This window comes from Acinetobacter sp. WC-323 (genome assembly GCF_000314615.1).
GTDB classification, from domain to species: Bacteria; Pseudomonadota; Gammaproteobacteria; order Pseudomonadales; family Moraxellaceae; genus Acinetobacter; species Acinetobacter courvalinii.
Genome location: NZ_AMZS01000023.1, coordinates 50,475 through 72,203 on the forward strand (window position 1 = coordinate 50,475; position 21,729 = coordinate 72,203).

Genomic DNA, 21,729 nt, shown 5'->3' on the forward strand with positions numbered 1-21,729 from the left:
TATTAAATAATTCCCGCAGTTTTCAAATCTGTGCGGAGAGGTTCACGATATTGTTCTGCTAGAGCGGTTAATGGCAGGCGTAAACCTGTACTGATATATCCCATCTCATGCAACGCCCATTTCACAGGAATTGGGTTTGATTCGCAAAACAAAATATTGTGTAGATTTGCAATTTGCTGATTCAGACTTTGTGCTTTGGCTTGATCGCCCGCTAATGCAGCTTCACAAACTTCGCTCATTTGTTTTGGTGCGACATTGGCAGTCACCGAAATATTACCTTTCGCACCACGCAAGATCAGTTCCCAGGCCGTTTCATCATCACCTGAGTAGACTGCGATTTTACCTTTTAAACCTTCGATGAGGGCTTGACCGCGGGGTACATCGCCAGTTGCATCTTTAATCCCAACAATGTTTTTAATATCAGCAAGACGAATAACAGTCTCGTTGTGCATATCTACGCCAGTACGACCTGGAACATTATAAAGAATTTGTGGAATATCAACTGCTTCAGCAATTGCTTTATAGTGTTGATATAAGCCTTCTTGGGTGGGTTTGTTATAATATGGCGTTACCAGCAAGGCGGCATCTGCACCGAGTTCTTTTGCTGCTTTGGTCAGCTCAATTGCTTCGCGTGTGGAGTTTGCACCGGTACCCGCAATAATTGGGATGCGTTTATTGGCTACACGGATCACTTCTTTGATGACTTGTGTATGTTCTTCCATGCTTAATGTTGAGGCTTCGCCCGTTGTGCCAACAGCAACAATACTATGTGTACCTTGTTGGATGTGCCACTCAACGAGCTTCTCCAGGCTCTTCCAATCTACGCGACCATCTTCAAACATAGGGGTGACGAGTGCGACAATTGAGCCTTGAATATTCTGTGCTAGCTGAGTCATTTTAAAAAACTATCCTATTTTCCCATCCGAGATTGAATTAGTTGAAACGAAATAGTGGATGGTTGCAGTATTTTGATTCGTCGTCCAATAATGAATTCGATTGAATGACAATTATGCAAATTATGACTGATCAGCGGCATAAGAACAATATGCTTTAGTCAAACAGCCGAAAACTTTAATTCAACTTTTACCTGAATAATTTTCATGTTAAGAAAAGTTCAATTGAAAGTAGCCAGACGATACAGAGCAGCGTATGTTAGAAAGGAGCCAGCAATCCAGAATGAATCACAATATGCATACACATGTGAAACACAGCGCACTCATTGTTGTGGATGTACAAAACGGGTTTACCCCAGGTGGAAACTTGGCAGTCACGGATGCCGATCAGATTATTCCACTGATTAATCAGCTGGCGCGACAGTTTGAAATGGTGGTGCTGACCCAAGACTGGCATCCCGATCAGCATATTTCCTTTGCCGATAATCATCAGCATAAAGCACCTTTTGAAACGATTGAATTGCCTTATGGCACCCAAGTATTGTGGCCCAAGCATTGTGTGCAGGGCACAGCGGATGCCGACTTTCATCCGGCGCTGGATATTCCAACGGCGCAGTTGATAATCCGTAAAGGTTTTCACCCCGAGATTGACAGTTATTCTGCTTTTATGGAGGCAGATCGTAAAACACCGACCGGTCTCAACGGCTATTTAAAAGAACATCAAATTGATACGGTTTATATTGTGGGAATTGCCACTGATTTTTGTGTGGCATGGACGGCACTGGATGCCGTACAGATGGGTTTTACAACCTATGTGATTGAGGATGCCTGTAAAGCCATAGATTTGAATGGCTCACTGCAGAGTGCATGGCAGAGCATGTTGGTACAGGGCGTACAGCGTATTCAGTCGGGTGCGATTTTGGCATCAGCTTGAGCTGCCTGAGCGAAAGGCGTTAAACTGCTGGAAAATGATGGATCAGCATCCGCTAAATCATAACTTAAGGCAGAATTGAGCATTTTATGACAGTCGAACTCGATGATTTTGATCAGAAAATTATTCATCATTTACAAATGAATGGACGTTTGGCCAATCAGGAACTGGCTGAACTGGTAGGTTTGTCGACCTCACAATGTTCACGCCGTCGTGTGCAGCTGGAACAGAAAAAAATCATTACTGGTTATTATGCACAAATTGCGTTGAGCGCTGACCCTGCGCCAATCATGGGCATTATTGAAGTGAAATTACAGAATTATCATGATGCGACCCATGATCGTTTTGTGGAGTTTCTTCTGAATGAACCGGCAGTGAAAGACATTCATAAACTGACCGGAAGTTATGATTTTGCCCTGAAAGTTGCGGTGAAAAATCTGGATGAAATGGTCAAATTGATCGGTATTCTTTCTTCGCAAACTTTTGGCGTCAGCAATCTGAATACCTCGATTGTTTTGGAAAAGCTCAAGGAAAACGGGATCGCGATTAAATAAAAACGAATTTCCCATCAATGGGAAACAAGCGCTGATTGAAAATAGGCTGTTTATACAAAAAGGCTTATTTTGAATATAAATTGCATTTATGGCAAAAATATAAGAATAAATTGCGTATTTAGAATAAAAATGATCAAATATGCCGCCCTTTCTTTGAAAGGCGTCTCTCCCTTCTGCTGTTCCGTGATTGAGTTATATCTTTATGAATACCGAGCAAAATGTATCTCTGGTCAGTCCAGTCGTGCCTATTATTGACCAACATTCCAAAATTGAAGATGCGTTGGCACTGTTGACGGGAACATTTATCCTTTCTTTTGCCATGACCTTATTACAGCAAGCCGGCATTATGACGGGTGGTACAGCAGGACTGTCTTTGCTACTGCATTATATTACCGACATCAAATTTGGTATTTTATTTTTCTTTATCAATATCCCGTTCTATTATTTTGCCTATAAGAAAATGGGGATGGCATTGGTGGTAAAAACCTTTATCGCTGTTGCCTTACTGGCCGGGTTTACTGCCTTCATTCCGCAATTTTTTCATCTCTCTGATGTTCATCCGATTTATGCGGCGATTTTTGCCAATGTCTTGATGGGGGTGAGTTTCCTAATTTTATTTAGACATCGTTCCAGTTTAGGCGGTATCAATTTACTGGCTTTATATTTACAGGAACGCTTCAATATTCCAGCGGGTAAGGTACAGTTGGGAATTGATCTGGCAATTTTGCTCACGTCGCTGCTGTTCGTCGACTGGAAGTTGATTCTGGTTTCTATTATGGGCGTGGTTATTCTTAATTCGATTATTTTGCTGAATCATAAAACCACACGCTATATCGCATAAAATTATTTTAAATTATTGTTTTTATATGAATTAATAAACTGTAAAAGCAGAGAAGAAGGGCGAACCCTTCTTCTCTTTCTCTCTTTATTCTACCGTTACACTCTTGGCAAGGTTACGCGGTTGATCGACATCGGTTCCACGTAATACGGCCACATGGTAAGACAACAGTTGTACCGGGACGCTGTAAACGATTGGTGCTAACCATTCATTGACAGCTGGAACATGCACAACATGCTGACGGTCTTTGCCATGGATACCGCTATTTTCATCTGCGAAAACAAACAGTTCACCACCACGGGCCTGTACTTCTTCCATGTTCGATTTGAGTTTGTCGAGCATATCATCCTGCGGAGCTAAAATGACCACCGGCATTTCATTATCTACCAAAGCCAGTGGGCCATGCTTCAATTCACCTGCGGCATAGCCTTCAGCATGAATATATGAAATTTCTTTTAGCTTCAATGCGCCTTCAAGTGCAATTGGGAAATGCGTACCACGACCCAAGAACAGGCAGTGATTTTTTTCAACGAACAGCGCTGACAAACGCAGAATTTCAGTATCACCCTGTAAGGTATCCAAAATCACTTTCGGGCAGTGCCATAATGCAGTGGTGATTTCATTGAGCTGTGCATCAGACAGGCGTTGTTTCACCTGACCGATTTTCAGGATCAATAACATTAATGCTGCAAGTTGGGTGGTAAAGGCTTTGGTTGAAGCCACCCCGATTTCAGGGCCTGCCAGTGTCAGTAAATGATGATCTGTTTCACGCACCATAGAAGAGGTCGCAACGTTACAGATGGTCATGGTGCTGATGGTAATGTTATTGGCTTTGGCACGTTTTTGGGTTTCACGCAATGCAGCCAAGGTATCTGCCGTTTCACCAGATTGAGAAATACAGATATACAAGGTATTTGCCACAATCACAGGGCTGCGGTAACGGAATTCGCTTGCGATTTCAACCTGACACGGTACACCAATTAATTGTTCGAACCAGTATTTGGCAATCATGCCGGCATGGTAGCTGGTACCACAGGCAATAATTTGAATTTGCTGGATTTTACTGAAATCTGCATCGGCATGATTGAGGAAATCTTCGCGTAAGCTATTGCCATTCAATGCCTGAGAAATGGTTTGCTGGATCGCTTCAGGTTGCTCATAAATTTCTTTGAGCATGAAGTGCTTATATTCACCCTTAGACGCATTGCTAACGGTCGCATCTAATTCCTTGACCGGACGCTGTACAGGCTCGCCGTTAACAAAAACTTCAATACTGTTACGGGTTAAGCGTGCAATATCGCCTTCTTCTAAATAAACGAAGCGATTGGTCACAGGTAATAAGGCCAACTGGTCAGAACTGATAAAGTTCTCGCCGATCCCGACCCCAATCACCAGTGGTGAACCTTCACGTACGGTGATCAATTCGTCTGGGTGTGCGGTATGCACAATACCCAGTGCATAAGCACCTTTCAGGCGAGGAGTAATCTGTTGTACTGCTTCTAGCAGACTATCGGTTTGCTTGAGTGCATCATTCACCAGATGCGCCACAACTTCGGTATCGGTTTGTGAGGTAAAGACATAACCCAAAGCTTGTAATTCATCTTTAAGTTCTTGATAGTTTTCGATAATACCGTTATGGACTACTGCAACATTGCCAGAAACGTGCGGATGCGCATTGTTTTCAGTCGGCTTGCCGTGGGTTGCCCAACGGGTGTGTGCAATCCCTACATTGCCGGTTAAATTTTGTTCTGCTACAGCTTCAGCCAGATTAGCCACTTTACCCACGCGACGTTCACGTAAGATTTGCTGTTTATTCAATAAGGCTAAACCTGCAGAGTCATAGCCACGATATTCCAGACGCTTGAGACCTTCGATCAGAATCTCGGTTACACAACGTTCAGCAACGCCACCAACAATACCACACATAATTTTATCCTCTTATTTTTTCAGTTTTTGGGGACGTTGATAATCCGCTTTTTCAAACTGCTTTGATCGTTCCACAGCCAAACTACGCTCAGCTACATCTCGTGTTAAGGTAGATCCCGCACCTGTAGTCGCACCCTGACCGATTCTGATCGGTGCAACCAGTGAGTTATTGGTTCCAATAAAGACATGATCTTCAATGATGGTACGATGTTTGTTGGCACCGTCATAGTTGCAGGTAATGGTGCCTGCACCAATATTACAGCCTGCACCAATGTCAGCATCACCTAGATAAGTGAAATGATTGGCTTTAGAACCCAGACCGATATTGGAATTCTTGACTTCAACAAAGTTACCGATATGGACGTCATTGGCAAGATTGGCGCCTGGACGTAAGCGTGCGAAAGGCCCAATCTGGGTATTCTCGCCTACAACCGCATTTTCAAAAATACTATAGGCCTGTACTTTGGTTCCGGCAGCGATACGGGTATTTTTTAAGATACAGCCTGCACCGAGCTGGACGTTATCACCCAGTTCACAGTCACCTTCAATAATGACATTGATATCAATCTGCACATCCTGACCGCACTTGAGGTTGCCACGTAAATCAAAACGATTCGGGTCAATCAAATGCACGCCCTGTTCCATCAGCTCTTTAGCTTGCTGTTGCTGAAATTGACGTTCTAGCGTCGCCAGCTGGAGACGGTTATTGACACCATCCACCTCAAAGGCCAGATCTGGTTCAACTGAGGCAACTTCCATTCCGTCCGCAATGGCCATTGCCACAATATCGGTCAGGTAATATTCGCCTTGGGCATTTTCATTGGAAAGTTGAGGCAACCACTGATGCAGTTTTGCGTTGCTCACCGCATAAATACCAGTATTAAATTCTTTAATCTGGCGTTGTGCTTCACTGGCATCTTTATGCTCAACAATGGCCTGAATTTTACCGTCTTGACGGACAATGCGGCCATAGCCTGTGGCATCTTCTACCGTCAGTGTTACCAGGCCAATGCCGGTCTGTGTAGCGGCATCTAATAATTTTTGTAGGGTATTAGCATGAATACATGGAACATCACCGGATAAAATCAGCGAAATACCCTCTTGTGGTAGCACCGGTAAGGTCATTTGAACCGCATGGCCGGTACCTAATTGTTCTGCTTGCTCAACCCATTCAACCTGTTCCGTTGCAAAGCGTTGTTGAACCAGCTCGCCGCCATGTCCATAAATCGTAATAATCTTATCGGCATGTAACTTTTTTGCGGTCTGGATCACGTGCCCAAGCAATGGACGTCCTGCAAGTGGTTGTAATACTTTTGGTAATTTTGAACGCATTCGCGTTCCTTTTCCTGCTGCAAGAATAATAACAGTTGTTGACATAACTAACTCTAATTCAATGGCTTAAGTCAAAATATAAAAATGGATAATAAAAATACACAGTGCTGCCCAAATTCCTGCAATGATGTCATCCAGCATGATTCCGAAGCCGCCAGAGACTTTCTGGTCTGCCCAACTGATCGGGAAAGGTTTCCAGACATCAAATATACGGAATAGAATGAAACCGGCAATGACCCATACCCAGTTTACTTGTTGTAAATAAAGTAAAGGCAGCAAGGTAATGGATTGTCCTGCAAACTCGTCCCATACAATACGTCCATCGTCGTGAACGTTGATCACTTTTGCGGTATGTCCACAGATGTAAATGCCAATCAAGGACATGAAAATCACGACAATAATACTGGCAGACAGACCGAGATAAACCCAGAGCGGGGTAAATAACAGGGCAAAGGCCGAACCAAAGGTCCCCGGTGCTTTAGGCGCTAAACCAGAACCGAAACCGACACCGCAAAACACGATGAAACGGTCAAACCAAGTCATTTGGTTAAAGTGAATGGGAGGTTTATGCAAAGTGTTGGTATCCATGAACATGTAACGGGCAGGGTTTGCCCTGATACTCAAATAACAATCCAGTTTGTTGGGTAATTTCGCCGATTATTGTAATCGGAACATCTAATTGTTGTCGCGACAGTTCTTTAAAGTTTTGCGGTGATATTGTAAAGCATAATTCGTAATCATCACCACCAGCAAGGGCATAATGCCAAGCCTGTTGCAGATCGAGTTGTTTTAGTGATGAATCCAACGGAAGTTGGTCGAGCTGTAATTTTGCACCGACATTGGATGCCTTGAGAATATGACCCAGGTCTTGAGCCAGACCATCGGACACATCAATCATGCTGGAGGCCAGGCCTTTCAACTGCTGACCGAGTTGGCAGCGTGGTGTTGGATAATCCAGACGTTGTTGCAGGGCATGTCCAAGATGTTGCAAGCCAAAGGCTGCGTCTCCAACTTGTCCACTGACACAAATATAGTCGCCAACCTGCGCACCTGCACGGGTAATCGCCTGACCATACTCAATCCAGCCTAGGGCGGTCACACTGATGGTGAGTTGGGTACTTTGGGTGGTATCGCCCCCGATCAGACTGACAGCAAATTGATCGCAGCAATCGAAAAGCCCCTGGCTAAATCCGGCCAGCCAGTCATGATCTACGGTCGGTAAGCTGAGTGCCAGTAAAATACTGTGGGGTTTTGCGCCCATGGCCGCCAGATCCGATAAATTGACGGCGACACTTTTCCAGCCAATGGCATGCGCGGCAGTATCTAGGGGGAAATGTCGGCCAGCAACCAGTGTATCTGCACAGATTACTAGTTGTTGTGCGGGAGGGGGAGTGACAATGGCTGAGTCATCACCGATGCCTAAACTTACATCTTGAGTAGATGTGCGCTTAAAGTAACGCTCGATAATAGAGAACTCAGCCATGTAAACAAGCCTGTTATTTTGCTTGCTGTTTTTCAGCTTCACGAAGTTTTGATGAAAGACGGTCTAATACACCATTGATGTATTTATGGCTGTCTGCACCACCAAAGTGTTTCGCTAATTCAATTGCTTCATCAAGTACAACACGATACGGCACTTCGAGATGATCGCGGAGTTCATAAGCGCCTAAACGCAAAGTTGCAAGCTCTACACCATCGAGGGCAGATAACTCACGGTCAAGTACCGGGATGAGGAGCTCATCTAAAGCTTCATGTTGAGCAACCACTTGAGTGAGCAATTCATGATAATAGTTGAGGTCAACTTTGTGCATCGCATTTTCAACACGCGTGCGTGCTTCAATTTCGTGTACAGGGTTATGACTCATTTGCCATTCATAAATCCCTTGTACAGCAAAACGACGTGCTTTGCGTTTCGCTGCATAAGCGGCCTGAAGTGTTTGCGACATGCTTTAAATTGCCTTTAATAAGTTAACCATTTCGATTGCAGTCAATGCAGCTTCGCTACCTTTGTTACCTGCTTTCGTACCAGAACGTTCAATTGCTTGTTCAATGCTGTCTGTCGTCAAGACACCATTGATCACTGGCATTGTGCTTTCAAGTGCAACCACACCTAAACCTTTCGCACATTCGCCTGCAACAAAATCAAAATGTGGTGTGCTACCACGGATCACTGCACCTAAGGCAATGATGGCATCAAATTTATTTGAAGCCGCTAATTTTTTCGCAACGATCGGCAGTTCCCATGCACCTGGTGCATGAATAACCGTAATCGCGTCTTCTGAAACGCCATGACGTTTTAACGTGTCGATTGCGCCTTCAAGTAAATGTTCAACCACGAAGCTGTTGAAACGACCGACTAAGATCGCATAACGACCTTCGCTTGCGAGATGTAATAAACCTTCAATACGGCGAATTGCCATAGCAACCTCGATTATTTTGCTGTGATTTGATCGGCAGTGATGTATTCCACTACCTCTAAATTAAATCCTGACAGGGCATTGAAACGAAGTGGAGAACTTAACAACTTCATTTTCTCAACACCCAAGTCACGTAAAATCTGTGCACCGACACCAATGGTCTGGTATTGATGAGACAGTGCGGCATTCGATTTCAGCGGTTTTGGCTGATTCAAACTATTTAATGCCGGACCTAAATCTTCTAAATGATCCTGACCGATCCAGACCAGCACGCCACGATCACTTGCAGCAATGGTTTTCATGGCCAGATCAAGATTCCATGCCGGTGAACCGTCTGCTTTATTCAGCTTTAACAAGTCACGAATCGGGCTGAAACCATGCACACGCACGGTGGTGACACCCTGTTTCGGTTCACCTTTGACCAAGGCAACATGAATGTCCGGATTACCGATTTCACGGTATTTGTACAATTCAAATGCGCCGTATTCAGTTTCGATGCTTTCTTGAGACAAACGTTCAACGGTTTGCTCATTGGTCATACGGTAATGAATCAGGTCTGCAATGGTCCCAATTTTTAAACCATGTTTTTCTGCAAACACTTCCAGATCTGGGCGACGTGCCATGGTACCGTCATCATTGATAATTTCACAGATCACGGATGCCGGTTCAAGACCCGCCAAACGGGTTAAATCACAACCTGCTTCGGTATGACCTGCACGGTGTAACACCCCACCCGGTTGTGCCATCAATGGGAAAATATGTCCTGGCTGTACGATATCACTTGGCTTGGCATGGGCAGCCACCGCGGTACGAATGGTATGCGCACGTTCAGCTGCTGAAATACCGGTGCTAATGCCTTCTGCTGCTTCAATGGAAAGCGTGAAGTTGGTCGCATGCTGTGCGCCGTTCTGATCTACCATTAATGGCAGATTGAGTTGCTTACAACGCTCGCGGCTTAGGGTCAGGCAGACCAGACCACGTGCATGGGTAATCATGAAGTTAATATCTTCAGGGCGAACATGCGTTGCGGCGATGACCAGGTCACCTTCATTCTCACGATCTTCATCATCCATCAGGATGACCATTTTGCCTGCACGAATATCTGCGACAAGCTCTTCAACACGACTCAGCGGCATTCGCTTTCACCTTTGATGTTGCCTTTTAAGGCTCTAGTATTCGATAAATCTGGCATAGTTTACCGCATTTTAAAAAATTTCGCCTGTGCTTCTTGATCAATTCAAATATGCCATGTGCAAAAGCAGATATGGGCTTGATCTGAAGTGGTGGCCTTGTACTTTTTCAGCTGATTTTTATGATGAATGTACAGTGGAAAAAAAGAAGGCTTTGTTATTTCACAAAGCCTTCTTTAAATTTAAGCTGCAATGCTTAAATCAAGATTCAGTTGCTGCTTTGGCTTTTTTGCCCATCAGGATTTCAGTACGTAGCGTCTGTGCCACGGTTGCACAGGCTTCATTCATACCGTTAATCATGAATGCATGGCGGGTCATGATGTTGCTTGGGTTTGGCATCGCCACCAGTTCATAATTATTCTGAATGGTTTTCAGCTGATCATGATTCAGGTGTAAAGCCGCTTCTTTGGCATGTAGGTGTTGAGTTAAGCGTTTCGCTGCTTCAACCGCATCCAGCTGCATGGCATCCACCGCGCCAGCAACCGCGCCACGGGTTTGCAAGGCAAAACGTTTATCTTCGCGATAACGTTTATACAGAACATCCGACAACAGCTGGAACACGGCACCGACCATCATCAGGCACTCGAGTGCTTGAGCGTGTTCTGTGTTGGTGGTGAGGGTAGCACCTTCGCTATCAAACTCTTGCGTCACCTGAATTTTAGCGGCATCGATTTGATAATGCTTGGCACATAAATCGATACTTTTATCCAGGAACAACTGGCACAGTTTAAAATACGGCACCGATACAGACTGATTGACACTGTTCAGCAGTTGTTTTGGATCATAGAACTGAATGTTCAAAGCCAGGGCCTGATCATCCAGTTGAACCGCTTCTGCCGGACGCTTCTCGATGCGCGCCTTGCTTTGTGCTTTGGCCTGCTGTTGCGCCTGAGCGACCAACGTGACGGTATTTTGTTTTTCCAGCGCCAATGCCTGAGTTAAACGTTGAATTTCATGCTTAAGATGATTTTCCTGATTAATACGGGCCAGATATTCACTGCGGGTTGGACGGGCAATGGCACGATAAGCCAGCCAGATCAGGCCATGAATAAATAATGACACTAAAATTGCTAACCACTGAGTACGTAAGATTTCACCGATACTAGGCTGGATCAGGGTAATTTCAACCGTGCCAACCTTTTTCTCGTTTTGCAATGCATCACGAACAAATACTTCGCCTTGGCGGGTTTTTGACATACCACTGGTGGCAAGCACTTGCTTATTGGCATCCAGAATACGAATCGAAGCAACACTTGGATTGGTGGCATAACGATTCGCGACCAGTGCCAAAGAGACGGTATTGGCGGGTTCCAGTTCCGAAAGCGTATCTGCCACTAACTGACTGGTCATCAGTTGCCCTTGGCTGGCGCGGTTTTCATTGAGTTGATGTGTCGTTGCAATCACCAATAAAAAGGTATGCAATGCAAAACTTACGATCAGTAGGCTAGCAAATAGCCCTTGGCGAGGCGCATTCAAGTTAAACTTCCAAGGCAAATAGATTTAGGTTCGGTTATGTTATGATTCTTACATACAATAGTTGTCGCTCAACCACGAGTCAATTCATGCGAGAAATCATTCTTATATCCTTTCTAGGACCCGATCAACCGAATCAGTTTACTCGATTAATGCAGGTACTATCCGTACATTCTTTGCAAATACTTGATGTAGGTCAGGCCGTTATCCACAATCAACTGACCCTCGGGATCGTTGTTGCATCGGATAATGAGACTGCTACTGCATTGGCAATGAAAGAGATCCTGATTTTAGCACATGATATTGGCCTAACAGTGCGATTTAAACCAATCTCCAACGCAGAATATGATCAATGGGTGAGTGAAGGCGGACGAACCCGTTATATCGTGACGGCACTGGCTCCGGAACTTACCGCTGCGCATTTGCAGGCGGTGACAAAAATCGTGTCCAGTCAGGGTTTTAATATTGAGACGGTCACGCGCTTGTCCGGACGTCTGGAGCTGGATACCGAGAGTCCTTTCCCACGCCGGGCCTGTGTTCAGTTTGGACTGAGTGGGCAGATGCTCGATGCGCAAGCCATGCGTGCAGCCTGCCTGAGCTTGTCAGGTGAGTTGAATATTGACGTTGCGGTACAGGAAGATAATGCCTATCGCCGTAATCGCCGTCTGGTCTGCTTCGATATGGACTCTACCCTGATTGAGCAAGAAGTGATTGATGAACTGGCACTCGAGGCGGGTGTAGGTGCCAAGGTGGCGGAAATTACCGAGCGTGCCATGCTCGGTGAGCTGGATTTCCAGCAAAGTTTCCGTGCCCGTGTTGCTCTACTCAAAGGTCTGGATGCTTCAGTTTTACCTAAAATTGCAGAACGGCTAACCGTGACTGAAGGGGCGGAGCGCCTGATTTCAACCTTGAAAGCCTTAGGATACAAGACCGCAATTTTATCGGGTGGGTTCCAGTATTTTGCTGAATACCTGCAAGCAAAATTAGGAATTGATGAAGTGCATGCCAATATTCTCGACGTTGAAAATGGCGTGGTGACAGGTGAGGTCAAAGGCGCCATTGTCGATGGTGCGCGCAAGGCTGAACTGCTTCGCCAGCTGGCGGAGAAAATGGGGATTTCTTTGGAACAGGCCATGGCAGTGGGCGATGGTGCCAACGATTTACCGATGCTCTCGATTGCCGGTCTCGGGGTGGCCTTCCGTGCCAAACCTTTAGTTCGCCAAAATGCCAATCAAGCCATTTCCAGTGTGGGTTTAGATGGTGTTTTGTACTTGTTGGGTATGCATGATAAAGACCTGAATCGCGCTTAAGACAGCAATTTGGGGTGTCAAAATAAGGCCGCTTTTTAAGCGGCCTTATTCATTTTTAACACGTCATGATTCCGTCATATTTATGTCTAAATGTATAGAAAAACAACGATAAAAAATTTCTGAAAAAAGTTTTTTTAAGCCTAAAAACATCGATAGTTTTTTGTAATGACACGCCGCAATTGATGCTATATGGAGATTTGGGACTTTTGTAATTTTAAAAAATGTAATGACAAAAGCATATTGCGACAGTTTATGTCGTAAGGTTAATTTCAGGCTCTTTTTTTCTAAAAAAAACTCTCCATAATGCATACAGACGTTAATGCAACACCAAGTACTGTTTGAGATTACAGAACAATATAGAGGTCTGGACCCAATGACAGACCATCCTTTTTAAGACGGAGGTTTCTATGGAAGCAGCGAATTTCACCATGTTGGTTGGATTTGGCTTAATCGCTGTCGCAATTATTGCTGTTTTCTTTTCTCCTTATCGTCGTTGGTTAGGTTTTATGTTGGCAGGTATGCTGTGCTGGGGACTGTTAGAAGTGGTACGCTTTGGTGCGCAAACCATATTCGAGATGTCAGTCGCCTATAGCTATCTCACCGCCTTGAGCCTTGCGATGATTATGGTTACATTTATTCTGTTACGTGAAGATAAACAGGCACAAAAACAATTGGCGAATCGTCAGTATATTGAACATACCCCGGTTTATAAGGATGACCAGCAACAATGTTCTAGCAGATAAATTATAATAATATGAACAACATCAAAGGCATGCTCAGCATGCCTTTTTTGTATTAATTTTCTGCAACAAAGCTTTTACAGACAACTGGACAATTATGCTAGGATACTGTTGTCTTAAATTTCATCATAATACTGTAGGCATAATTGTCATGAAGCTTTCTTCTTTACCTGTGGTTAAGTTACCGATCGTTGATGTCAGCACGGATCCATTGGATTTGTTGGTGGCAGGTTTAGCGTTACGTATGAAGCAATTGGCACGCACTAGCCCAAAGTTTATTGAATTGGTCCATGACCGTGAGTTCCGTATCCAGATCGGTACAGATGCCGGCTTTGCCCGCCAGATTATTGTGAATCGTGGCAAAATTGATACGGTCGCTGGTCAACCGGAACAGGCCGATTTTATTTTGCAGTTTGCTTCAAGTGAGCAAGGTGTAAAAACCTTGTTGAAAGGTGACCCGACTGCATTTATGACCGGTATGCAGGATGGCAGCATTAAAATGGAAGGAGACTTCAGCTTATTGGTATGGTTTAACCAGGCCGCAAAACTGATTCCACCTAAAGTGCCCAAACCGGTAAAAGAAAAAATCCGTCAGGCACGTGCATTTATTAAAGAAAAAACAGGCAAATAAAAATGCCCTAAAAAAACTCCCATTTCGGGAGTTTTTTTATATTTTTAAATTATTCAACTTCCAGATTAAAGGTCACTGGCCCGTCATTGATTAAATGAACTTTCATGTCTGCTGCAAAAATTCCGGTTTGCACATGGCTGAATTGTTGGCGGGTATATTCCACCAGTTGTTCATACAATGCCTTGGCTTGGGCTGGCGGCATGGCTGGACCAAAGTCTGGACGTAAGCCTTTCTGGGTTTGAGCCATCAAGGTAAATTGAGAGACCAATAAAATCCCGCCATTGGCCTGACCGACATTCCAGCCCATCTTGCCTTGCTCATCGTCAAAAATCCGGTATTTCAGAATCTTGTCAATCAGCTTCTGGCCTTTCTCTAAGGTATCTTCTTTGCCCAGTCCTAAGAACACCAGTAAGCCCTGTTGAATCTCACCTGTCGTTTCGCCCTCAACGACCACTTTGGCTTCGAGGACGCGTTGAATTAATGCGCGCATAAAATTAAAGATTAAATGTTCAGTCAGTTGCGCAGTCTAGCAGATTTAATACGGTTACAGCGTGGCCCAAGAAAAGACCTGGCAATGCTTGATCTTATTTTTCGATTTGTTTTATTAAAATTATCTTTTTTATCTATTGTTAAATTGTTTGTATAGTCCCCGTGCAGGAAAGGTATTTGATTTTGGATTTAACAGTATGTTTAAACGAACGTTTTTATTCACAATAATGGCAGCAACGTTAGGCACCGCGTATGCTGCTCCTTTAACAAAAGACAATGGTGCGCCTGTCGGTGATAACCAGAACTCAACCACAGCTGGCGCGAATGGTGCAACCTTGTTGCAAGATGTCCAGCTGATTCAAAAATTACAGCGTTTTGGCCGTGAACGTATTCCTGAGCGTGTGGTCCATGCACGTGGTACAGGCGTATACGGTGATTTCGTTGCAACAAAAGATTTGTCGGATTTAACCGTCGCGTCTATGTTTAAAGCGGGTACCACCACACCTGTTTTTGTTCGTTTTTCTACCGTGATTCATCCGAAAGGCTCACCAGAAACCGCACGTGATCCACATGGCTTTGCCGTGAAGTTTTATACCCAGCAAGGCAACTGGGATCTGGTTGGTAATAACTTGCCGGTATTCTTTATCCGTGATGCGATCAAGTTTCCTGACTTTGTCCATGCGATGAAACCCGATCCGGTGACCAATGTGCAGGACCCGAACCGAATTTTTGATTTCTTAAAAAGCCAGCCGTGGTCAATCAATATGTTGACCTATGTCTATTCCAACCTCGGGACACCGGAAAGTTACCGTACGCTGGATGGTTTTGGTGTGCATGCCTTTAAACTTTATAACGCCAAAGGCGAGTATAAATACGTCAAATTTAACTGGCGTTCGAAACAGGGCCTAAAAGGTCTGAATCTGGATCAGGTGAAAGAGGTACAAGGCCGCGACTGGAATCATCTAACCAATGATATGTATAAAAATGTCTATGCCGGAAACTACCCGAAATGGGACTTGTACATTCAGGTGCTTGATCCAAAAGATCTGGATAAATTTGATTTCAATCCATTAGATGCGACCAAAATCTGGCCTGAGTCTTTAGTACCTGAAATGAAAGTCGGAACCTTGACCCTAAACCGGATGCCGAAGAACTTCTTCCAGGAAACCGAACAGTCTGCTTTTGCACCCGGTAACCTGATTCCGGGCATCGAGCCATCGGAAGACCGTTTACTGCAAGGCCGTATCTTCTCGTATTCAGATACCCAGATGTACCGTTTAGGTGCCAATCATCAGCAAATTCCAGTGAACCGTCCTCGTGTTGCGGTAAACAACAACAATCAGGAAGGGGCAATGAACATGGGACAAACCGAGTCTCATGTCAATTATGAACCAAGTACGATTGAACCGAAGCCATCAAGCGAGATTGCGCGTGCAGTTGCTACGCCACTCGAAGGCACGGTTATGCAACAGGCGATTCAGAAACAGCAGCCATTTAAACAGGCGGGTGAGCTTTACCGCAGTTATTCGGCGGTTGAAAAGAATGACCTCATCCGTAATCTGGCAGCGGATCTGGGGCAAGTCAAAGATGCCGAAACCAAAACCATTATGGTGTCTTACTTCTATAAGGCCGATGCCGATTATGGGACACGTCTTGCCAAAGCAGTGGGTGTAAACCTTAAAAATGCGCAAGCCAAAGCAGCGCAGTTGAAAGACCAGTAAACGCTTTTATTGATGTGGTAACAGGTGCCTGAATGTTACCCCCAGAAAGTCCTGTAACCTCAATAGCCTTTCCTGCACCTAGGGCGAGTGTTACAGGCACTCCTTATTTAGATTTTTAGGATGTTGTGATGATTCATTTACGAGCTGCATTATTTGCAATCAGCATACTCTGTAGCGGTGTATCGGTCTCAGCCTATGCGGGTACGCCATCTGCCACAGTCAACGAATCAGATGAAGTGATCGAGCTGTTCTTTTCTGCGGCCAAAGTGGGAAATACCGAAGTCCTACACGAGTTTTTAAAGCACGGCTTTCCGATTGATGTACAGGATCAATCTGGATATAGCGCTTTAATGATGGCGAGTTACTATGGTCAGAAAGATGCCGTCAAACTGTTGCTGCAACAAGGGGCCAACCGGTGTCTCCGGGACAAGCGCGGACATACCGCACTGATGGCTGCAATCGTGAAAGCAGAGTGGAGTATCGCCAAGCAGTTGCGTCAGGTCGACTGTGATATCAATGCCGCCACAACGGGTCAACTTACTGCAGAACAGTTTGCGCTACAGTTTGGACAGCAGCAGCGTTTAAAAGATATCCAGCCATCGAAATAAAACGAATACTTCATTAAGCCAACACTTTGAATTCAAATAATTACTAAACTTTTATTCTCGTGAAAAATCATGCATTGCAATCGACAGACTCATTTCTGTGCAAAAGTATGCTTTAATGCTTGAACGAGAATAGATCCTAGTCAGTCATGTCTACACCCATTATTCAATCTTTACTTGATACCGACTTATATAAATTCACCATGTTGCAGGTGGTGTTACATCAGTTCCCACAAACGCACAGTGTGTATTTATTCCGTTGTCGAAATCTGGAAGATACGGTTTATCCACTGGTTGAGATTCTGGATGAGCTGAATCAGCAGTTAGACTGGTTATGTGAATTGCGTTTTGCCGAAGACGAGCTGCAATATCTGCGCTCATTACGTTTTATTAAAAGTGATTTTGTTGACTATCTGGAACTGTTCCAGCTTAAACGTCGCTTTATTCAGGCCAGTATTGACGAGGCGGGTCGACTGGATATTCGGATTGAAGGGCCTATGGTTCAGGCGATGATGTTTGAGATCTTTGTGCTAGCGATTGTCAATGAACTGTATTTCCGCCGTATCCGCAGTGATGAGGTTTTGGCAGAAGGCGAACGTCGTTTACAGCAAAAATTGGTACAACTGCAACACTATGCCCAAGAACAACAACAGAATGATCCTCCCTTTTTAGTGTCTGATTTTGGGACACGCCGTCGCTATAGCTTTGAATGGCAAAAGCATGTGGTGCAAGCGTTTCATGCTGCCGCACCCAAGGTATTTCGTGGTACCAGTAATGTGCTGTTAGCGAAACAGTTAGGAATTAGCCCGATTGGAACCATGGCACATGAATTCCTGCAGGCTTTTCAGGCGCTTGATGTACGTTTGCGTAATTTCCAGAAGGCTGCTTTAGAAGCTTGGGTACAAGAATATCGGGGTGATCTCGGGATTGCCCTGACCGATGTAGTCGGCATGGATGCATTCTTACGCGATTTTGATTTGTATTTTGCCAAGCTGTTTGATGGTTTGCGTCATGACAGTGGTGATCCGTATGAGTGGGGAGATAAGGCGGCTGAGCATTATCGTAAACTCAAGATTGATACCAAGACCAAGATGCTGACCTTTAGTGATGGCTTGAATCTGGAAAAAGCCTGGTTATTGCATCAATATTTTAAAGACCGTTTTCAGGTGAGTTTTGGGATTGGCACCAATTTAACCAATGATATGGGGCAGAAGCCGTTGAATATTGTGTTGAAATTGGTGGAGTGTAATCGTCAATCCGTGGCAAAAATTTCGGATAGCCCAGGTAAGACCATGACCGATAATGATACCTTCTTGGCGTATTTACGTCAGGTGTTTGATATTGAAGAAACAAGTAAGACTTTAAAACTTTAATTCGATACGCGTAAACGTCATCCACAACCAGCGTGATATAAGCAAGACGTCTTTTTCGTGATACAGTTAAATAGATGAAAGAAGTGAACAGGTTTTGTGGATGACAATGGTTTTGCCTACTTTTGTCGAAACAAAAGTAGGTCGAGCCGAAGGCTTATCCCGAAATAGGATGAGAACACAGTAAGACTCTGTAGTGAAAATTCAATTATTTAACTTCTCTATATCTTCTTTTCTGCTAAATGAATGCAAAAAATCAGACAAAGATAAAAAGTCGGCTATGCTAAAATTACGCATAAGGCGGATGACAAAACAGCATAACAATGACTGACGTAGATTTTAAACTGGGTTTACTGATAGAACCTGAACAACTCGTGCCCTATTTAGGACATGAGCGAATTCGTATTGTCGATTTAAGTCGTGCATCGGTGTATGAACAACTGCATATTCCTCATGCGATCCATTTACAGCCTAAATATCTCGTGGCACAACAAGAACAAGCCAATGGAGTATTGCCGGACTTAGAAGGGCTACAGGCGCTCATCGAGAAATTGAATATTTCACCGCAACATCACGTGGTGGTGTATGACGATGAAGGCGGTGCCTGGGCAGGGCGATTAATATGGAATTTACATTGTCTAGGCTTCCAGCATACCAGTCTGATTAATGGCGGCATTCATGGCTGGCTAGGTGCTGGATTACCGACGACGGCTGAAGTCGATCCAGTGAAACCCGTTGCGGAACTATTGTCGATTGATTTAGCCACCGTCCAGCAATATCGGGTCGAATATCAGGAATTACTCAATCAAGTTGAAGAACAGAATATTCAACTGTGGGATTGCCGTAGCAATGATGAATATACAGGCTTGCGTCTGGCTGCGCGACGCGGCGGTCACATCCCAAATGCACTGCATTTTGAATGGAGTACTGCCCTAAACCGTGAAAATCATCTAAAATTACACCCGCTTGAACGCACACAACAACGTTTAGAACAATTAGGCTTTAATTTACAACAACCTGTGGTGGTGTACTGTCAGTCTCACCATCGTTCTGGCTTGGCGTATATTCTGGCAAGGTTGCTTAACTGGCCAGTCAAAGCCTATGATGGTGCGTGGAGTGAGTGGGGCAATCGCCTCGATAGTCCTATTATTTCAGGAGAGTCGCCGTTGTGAGTTTTGCAGCAGATTTAAAAAAACAATTATTTATCAAAGCACAAAATCTTGTGCCGCAACATCAACTCAGCCGTGTGATTGGCAAGGTTGCCGCAAGTGAAAATCTTTTTGTAAAAACTGCTGTTATTCAGGCATTTAAAGCCAAATACGGAATTGATATGAGCATTGCTGAACAAAGCAATGCGCAACACTATAAATCATTCAATGAATTTTTTACCCGTGCGTTAAAAGAGGGTATTCGTGGCATTGATGAACAGCCAGATAGTATTGTTTGTCCTGCAGATGGTGCGATTTCACAGCTTGGTAAAATTGAAGCAGGTGATATTTTTCAGGCCAAAGGTCAAAGTTTTTCAGTGGAAAAGTTGATTGGTGATCCGCAGTTAGCCAAACCTTTCCATGAAGGGCAGTTTGCGACCGTCTATTTGTCACCTAAAGATTATCACCGTGTGCATATGCCTTTGGCAGGCACATTGACCGAAACTTTATATATCCCAGGTGAATTATTTTCGGTCAACCAAACCACGGCTGAAAATGTACCGGGCTTGTTTGCGCGTAATGAGCGTATGGTCTGCTTATTTGATACCGAACTGGGTCGTATGGCGGTCGTTCTGGTGGGTGCAATGATTGTTGCTGGGATTGAAACAGTTGCAACGGGCAAGGTAAAACCGACGGGCCGTGTTGAATTGCAACATCATCAAATGCCATTGGATAAAGGTGCGGAATTAGGTCGCTTCTATCTTGGCTCAACCGCTGTGATTTTATTTGAAAAAGATAAAATGGTCTGGGAAGAGCAGTTCAAGGCCAATTCAACTGTAGTGATGGGTGAGCGTTTAGGTCATTCGGTTTAATCGATAAAATTGTAAAAAAGCCCTTTAAAATTTAAAGGGCTTTTTATTAAAAAATTATCGCATGATTATTTTAAAAGCAGGGGTATTTCAATGATACCTAATTGTTGTTTTGTTGCATAAGATAAATCAGAAATATTTTCATAAACCCAATCGATAAAATCAGAACCAACCATAACTTTAATGTTGTTCTGAGAAGCTAGATCCATTGATGAGTCAGTCATATCTGCTGTAGTGATAAACCACTTTTGGTGTTCCATGTCTTCAAAATCATTGAAAGCTATTAATTGCTTAAGTCCGTGACTACCGGATATGTTTGAATGGTGTTTCACTTGTATTAATAAATTTGATTCCGAAAAGCGGTCTATACGACTTGCGATAATATCTATATCAGAGATACCAGTAGATTGATTTTTAGGTTGAATAGCTGCTGTATAACCTTCAATAATAAGAAGCTCTTTAACTAGTTGTTCTAACCCATTTCCTCCAGCAGATAACCATGTTGTTCCAGAAGTTATAGAAGTAAGAAGATCTTTTTTAAATTTTTGCTCTGCTTCTGATATTTTCTCTAGCAAGTATGTTTCTTGTTTATATGCACCATTCGATTCAATAGAATCAATAATTCTAGCAATTTCTTCTTTAAAATCATTTAAATTTGTATTTGATTTTCTTACTTTTAGACGACTTTCAAACCCTTGTGTAAGGGATTTCCTAGGTATTCTTAGAATATGCCCATTATTAGTTCTAAAGAAATTTACTGAAACAAGATTGCAAGCTTTAGTTTTGGCTAGATTCTGATCAAAAGATTTTTTACCATTTACGATACCAATAGCAACTGCTTTAGATAATGGTACGACAACAATATCTCCATTTTCTAAGTTAAAGAATTTTTTGATACTATTTGAATGTCTACCAATCCCATTAGTATATTCTTCATTTATTTTAGAAATTACATCAGTAGCATTTTTATACTCTGAAAAATTGACTTTAGCCCAACCATATCCAATATGGTCATTTTCTAGTACAGACATTGGACTTCTAATCATTATTGCTTTCATTAACTTACCCCCTTTTTATAATAAGATTATGTAATTATCTTTTGTTTATAGTAAAGGAAAAGTTTATCTAGTACGTCAATTGATGTCGTTGAGTTTAACAAAAAACCTGTACGTTTTTGCTTACATTCACTAACGTCAATGTCCCATTTTCAACCCAAGCTCAATTGCCTAATATGAACTCATCAGGAACAGGAAGTTCCAGAACATAAAACAAAAATGATAAGTTCAGGCATC

General features: G+C 43.6%; 22 protein-coding genes. 11 read left to right on the forward strand and 11 right to left on the reverse strand.

From position 1 onward, the window contains the following. Nucleotides 1-2 precede the first annotated feature (2 nt). Complete coding sequence (gene dapA, locus ACINWC323_RS15415; RefSeq protein ID WP_009508863.1) at nucleotides 3-896, reverse strand: 4-hydroxy-tetrahydrodipicolinate synthase; 894 nt, start codon at nucleotides 894-896, stop codon at nucleotides 3-5. 292 nt (nucleotides 897-1,188) lie between these two features. Here dapA and pncA point away from each other — a divergent pair, with 292 nt between their 5' ends. The 3 genes from pncA (at nucleotide 1,189) to ACINWC323_RS15400 (ending at nucleotide 3,219) form a co-directional block, all read left to right on the forward strand. After that, entirely contained in the window at nucleotides 1,189-1,827 is a 639-nt protein-coding gene (gene pncA, locus ACINWC323_RS15410; protein ID WP_032881083.1) for a bifunctional nicotinamidase/pyrazinamidase, read from the forward strand. An 86-nt stretch (nucleotides 1,828-1,913) separates the two neighbouring features. After that, nucleotides 1,914-2,378 carry an Lrp/AsnC family transcriptional regulator gene (locus ACINWC323_RS15405; RefSeq protein ID WP_005228065.1) on the forward strand — a complete coding sequence of 155 codons (465 nt, stop codon included), beginning with the start codon at nucleotides 1,914-1,916 and terminating at the stop codon, nucleotides 2,376-2,378. Between the two features lie 202 nt (nucleotides 2,379-2,580). Next, entirely contained in the window at nucleotides 2,581-3,219 is a 639-nt protein-coding gene (locus tag ACINWC323_RS15400) for a YitT family protein (RefSeq protein ID WP_009508846.1), read from the forward strand. An 84-nt stretch (nucleotides 3,220-3,303) separates the two neighbouring features. Here the strand turns inward: ACINWC323_RS15400 and glmS are convergent, their stop codons facing one another. The 8 genes from glmS to ACINWC323_RS15360 all read right to left on the reverse strand — a co-directional run bounded on the left by glmS (nucleotide 3,304) and on the right by ACINWC323_RS15360 (nucleotide 11,575). Then, a complete protein-coding gene (gene glmS / locus ACINWC323_RS15395) occupies nucleotides 3,304-5,142 on the reverse strand; it encodes a glutamine--fructose-6-phosphate transaminase (isomerizing) (protein WP_009508858.1) in 1,839 nt (612 codons plus the stop codon). A gap of 12 nt (nucleotides 5,143-5,154) precedes the next feature. Then, a complete protein-coding gene (glmU, locus tag ACINWC323_RS15390; protein WP_032881077.1) occupies nucleotides 5,155-6,519 on the reverse strand; it encodes a bifunctional UDP-N-acetylglucosamine diphosphorylase/glucosamine-1-phosphate N-acetyltransferase GlmU in 1,365 nt (454 codons plus the stop codon). A gap of 21 nt (nucleotides 6,520-6,540) precedes the next feature. Beyond that, nucleotides 6,541-7,062, reverse strand: a complete 522-nt coding sequence (locus tag ACINWC323_RS15385; protein ID WP_005228057.1) for a phosphatidylglycerophosphatase A family protein — start codon at nucleotides 7,060-7,062, stop codon at nucleotides 6,541-6,543. Beyond that, a complete protein-coding gene (gene thiL / locus ACINWC323_RS15380) occupies nucleotides 7,040-7,957 on the reverse strand; it encodes a thiamine-phosphate kinase (protein WP_009508877.1) in 918 nt (305 codons plus the stop codon). The genes ACINWC323_RS15385 and thiL overlap by 23 nt, the downstream gene beginning before the upstream one ends. A gap of 13 nt (nucleotides 7,958-7,970) precedes the next feature. Continuing rightward, on the reverse strand, nucleotides 7,971-8,420 hold the full coding sequence (gene nusB, locus ACINWC323_RS15375) for a transcription antitermination factor NusB (RefSeq protein ID WP_005060316.1): 450 nt from the start codon (nucleotides 8,418-8,420) through the stop codon (nucleotides 7,971-7,973). A gap of 3 nt (nucleotides 8,421-8,423) precedes the next feature. Continuing rightward, the gene (gene ribH / locus ACINWC323_RS15370) at nucleotides 8,424-8,894 is read right to left on the reverse strand and encodes a 6,7-dimethyl-8-ribityllumazine synthase (protein WP_004659764.1); all 471 of its coding nucleotides are present in this window, start codon (nucleotides 8,892-8,894) and stop codon (nucleotides 8,424-8,426) included. A gap of 11 nt (nucleotides 8,895-8,905) precedes the next feature. Next, the gene (gene ribBA, locus ACINWC323_RS15365) at nucleotides 8,906-10,027 is read right to left on the reverse strand and encodes a bifunctional 3,4-dihydroxy-2-butanone-4-phosphate synthase/GTP cyclohydrolase II (protein ID WP_005228053.1); all 1,122 of its coding nucleotides are present in this window, start codon (nucleotides 10,025-10,027) and stop codon (nucleotides 8,906-8,908) included. Nucleotides 10,028-10,282: 255 nt separating this feature from the next. Further along, the gene (locus ACINWC323_RS15360; protein ID WP_171062160.1) at nucleotides 10,283-11,575 is read right to left on the reverse strand and encodes a hypothetical protein; all 1,293 of its coding nucleotides are present in this window, start codon (nucleotides 11,573-11,575) and stop codon (nucleotides 10,283-10,285) included. A 68-nt stretch (nucleotides 11,576-11,643) separates the two neighbouring features. On the opposite strand from ACINWC323_RS15360, the gene serB reads away from it, so the two are divergent. From serB to ACINWC323_RS15345, 3 genes are all read left to right on the forward strand, one after another. Continuing rightward, nucleotides 11,644-12,864, forward strand: a complete 1,221-nt coding sequence (serB, locus tag ACINWC323_RS15355; protein ID WP_005228049.1) for a phosphoserine phosphatase SerB — start codon at nucleotides 11,644-11,646, stop codon at nucleotides 12,862-12,864. Between the two features lie 407 nt (nucleotides 12,865-13,271). Next, nucleotides 13,272-13,607: a ciprofloxacin tolerance protein AciT gene (gene aciT, locus ACINWC323_RS15350; RefSeq protein WP_005228048.1), complete on the forward strand. Its 336-nt coding sequence runs from the start codon at nucleotides 13,272-13,274 to the stop codon at nucleotides 13,605-13,607. Nucleotides 13,608-13,755: 148 nt separating this feature from the next. After that, nucleotides 13,756-14,235 (forward strand): hypothetical protein, encoded by a 480-nt coding sequence (locus ACINWC323_RS15345; protein ID WP_005228046.1) that lies wholly within the window; start codon nucleotides 13,756-13,758, stop codon nucleotides 14,233-14,235. A gap of 49 nt (nucleotides 14,236-14,284) precedes the next feature. Here the strand turns inward: ACINWC323_RS15345 and dtd are convergent, their stop codons facing one another. Continuing rightward, the gene (gene dtd, locus ACINWC323_RS15340) at nucleotides 14,285-14,725 is read right to left on the reverse strand and encodes a D-aminoacyl-tRNA deacylase (RefSeq protein ID WP_009508821.1); all 441 of its coding nucleotides are present in this window, start codon (nucleotides 14,723-14,725) and stop codon (nucleotides 14,285-14,287) included. Between the two features lie 196 nt (nucleotides 14,726-14,921). Between dtd and ACINWC323_RS15335 the strand changes: the two genes are divergently transcribed. From ACINWC323_RS15335 to asd, 5 genes are all read left to right on the forward strand, one after another. Continuing rightward, the gene (locus ACINWC323_RS15335) at nucleotides 14,922-16,445 is read left to right on the forward strand and encodes a catalase (RefSeq protein ID WP_032881079.1); all 1,524 of its coding nucleotides are present in this window, start codon (nucleotides 14,922-14,924) and stop codon (nucleotides 16,443-16,445) included. Nucleotides 16,446-16,573: 128 nt separating this feature from the next. Then, a complete protein-coding gene (locus ACINWC323_RS15330) occupies nucleotides 16,574-17,053 on the forward strand; it encodes an ankyrin repeat domain-containing protein (protein WP_009508811.1) in 480 nt (159 codons plus the stop codon). A gap of 146 nt (nucleotides 17,054-17,199) precedes the next feature. Continuing rightward, on the forward strand, nucleotides 17,200-18,423 hold the full coding sequence (gene pncB, locus ACINWC323_RS15325) for a nicotinate phosphoribosyltransferase (RefSeq protein WP_009508829.1): 1,224 nt from the start codon (nucleotides 17,200-17,202) through the stop codon (nucleotides 18,421-18,423). 320 nt (nucleotides 18,424-18,743) lie between these two features. Then, nucleotides 18,744-19,592, forward strand: a complete 849-nt coding sequence (locus ACINWC323_RS15320) for a sulfurtransferase (RefSeq protein ID WP_009508895.1) — start codon at nucleotides 18,744-18,746, stop codon at nucleotides 19,590-19,592. After that, nucleotides 19,589-20,440 (forward strand): archaetidylserine decarboxylase, encoded by an 852-nt coding sequence (gene asd / locus ACINWC323_RS15315; protein WP_009508893.1) that lies wholly within the window; start codon nucleotides 19,589-19,591, stop codon nucleotides 20,438-20,440. The genes ACINWC323_RS15320 and asd overlap by 4 nt, the downstream gene beginning before the upstream one ends. Nucleotides 20,441-20,505: 65 nt before the next feature. On the opposite strand, the gene ACINWC323_RS15310 is transcribed toward asd, so the two are convergent. Further along, a complete protein-coding gene (locus tag ACINWC323_RS15310) occupies nucleotides 20,506-21,495 on the reverse strand; it encodes a restriction endonuclease (RefSeq protein ID WP_032881081.1) in 990 nt (329 codons plus the stop codon). Between the last annotated feature and the right edge of the window lie 234 nt (nucleotides 21,496-21,729).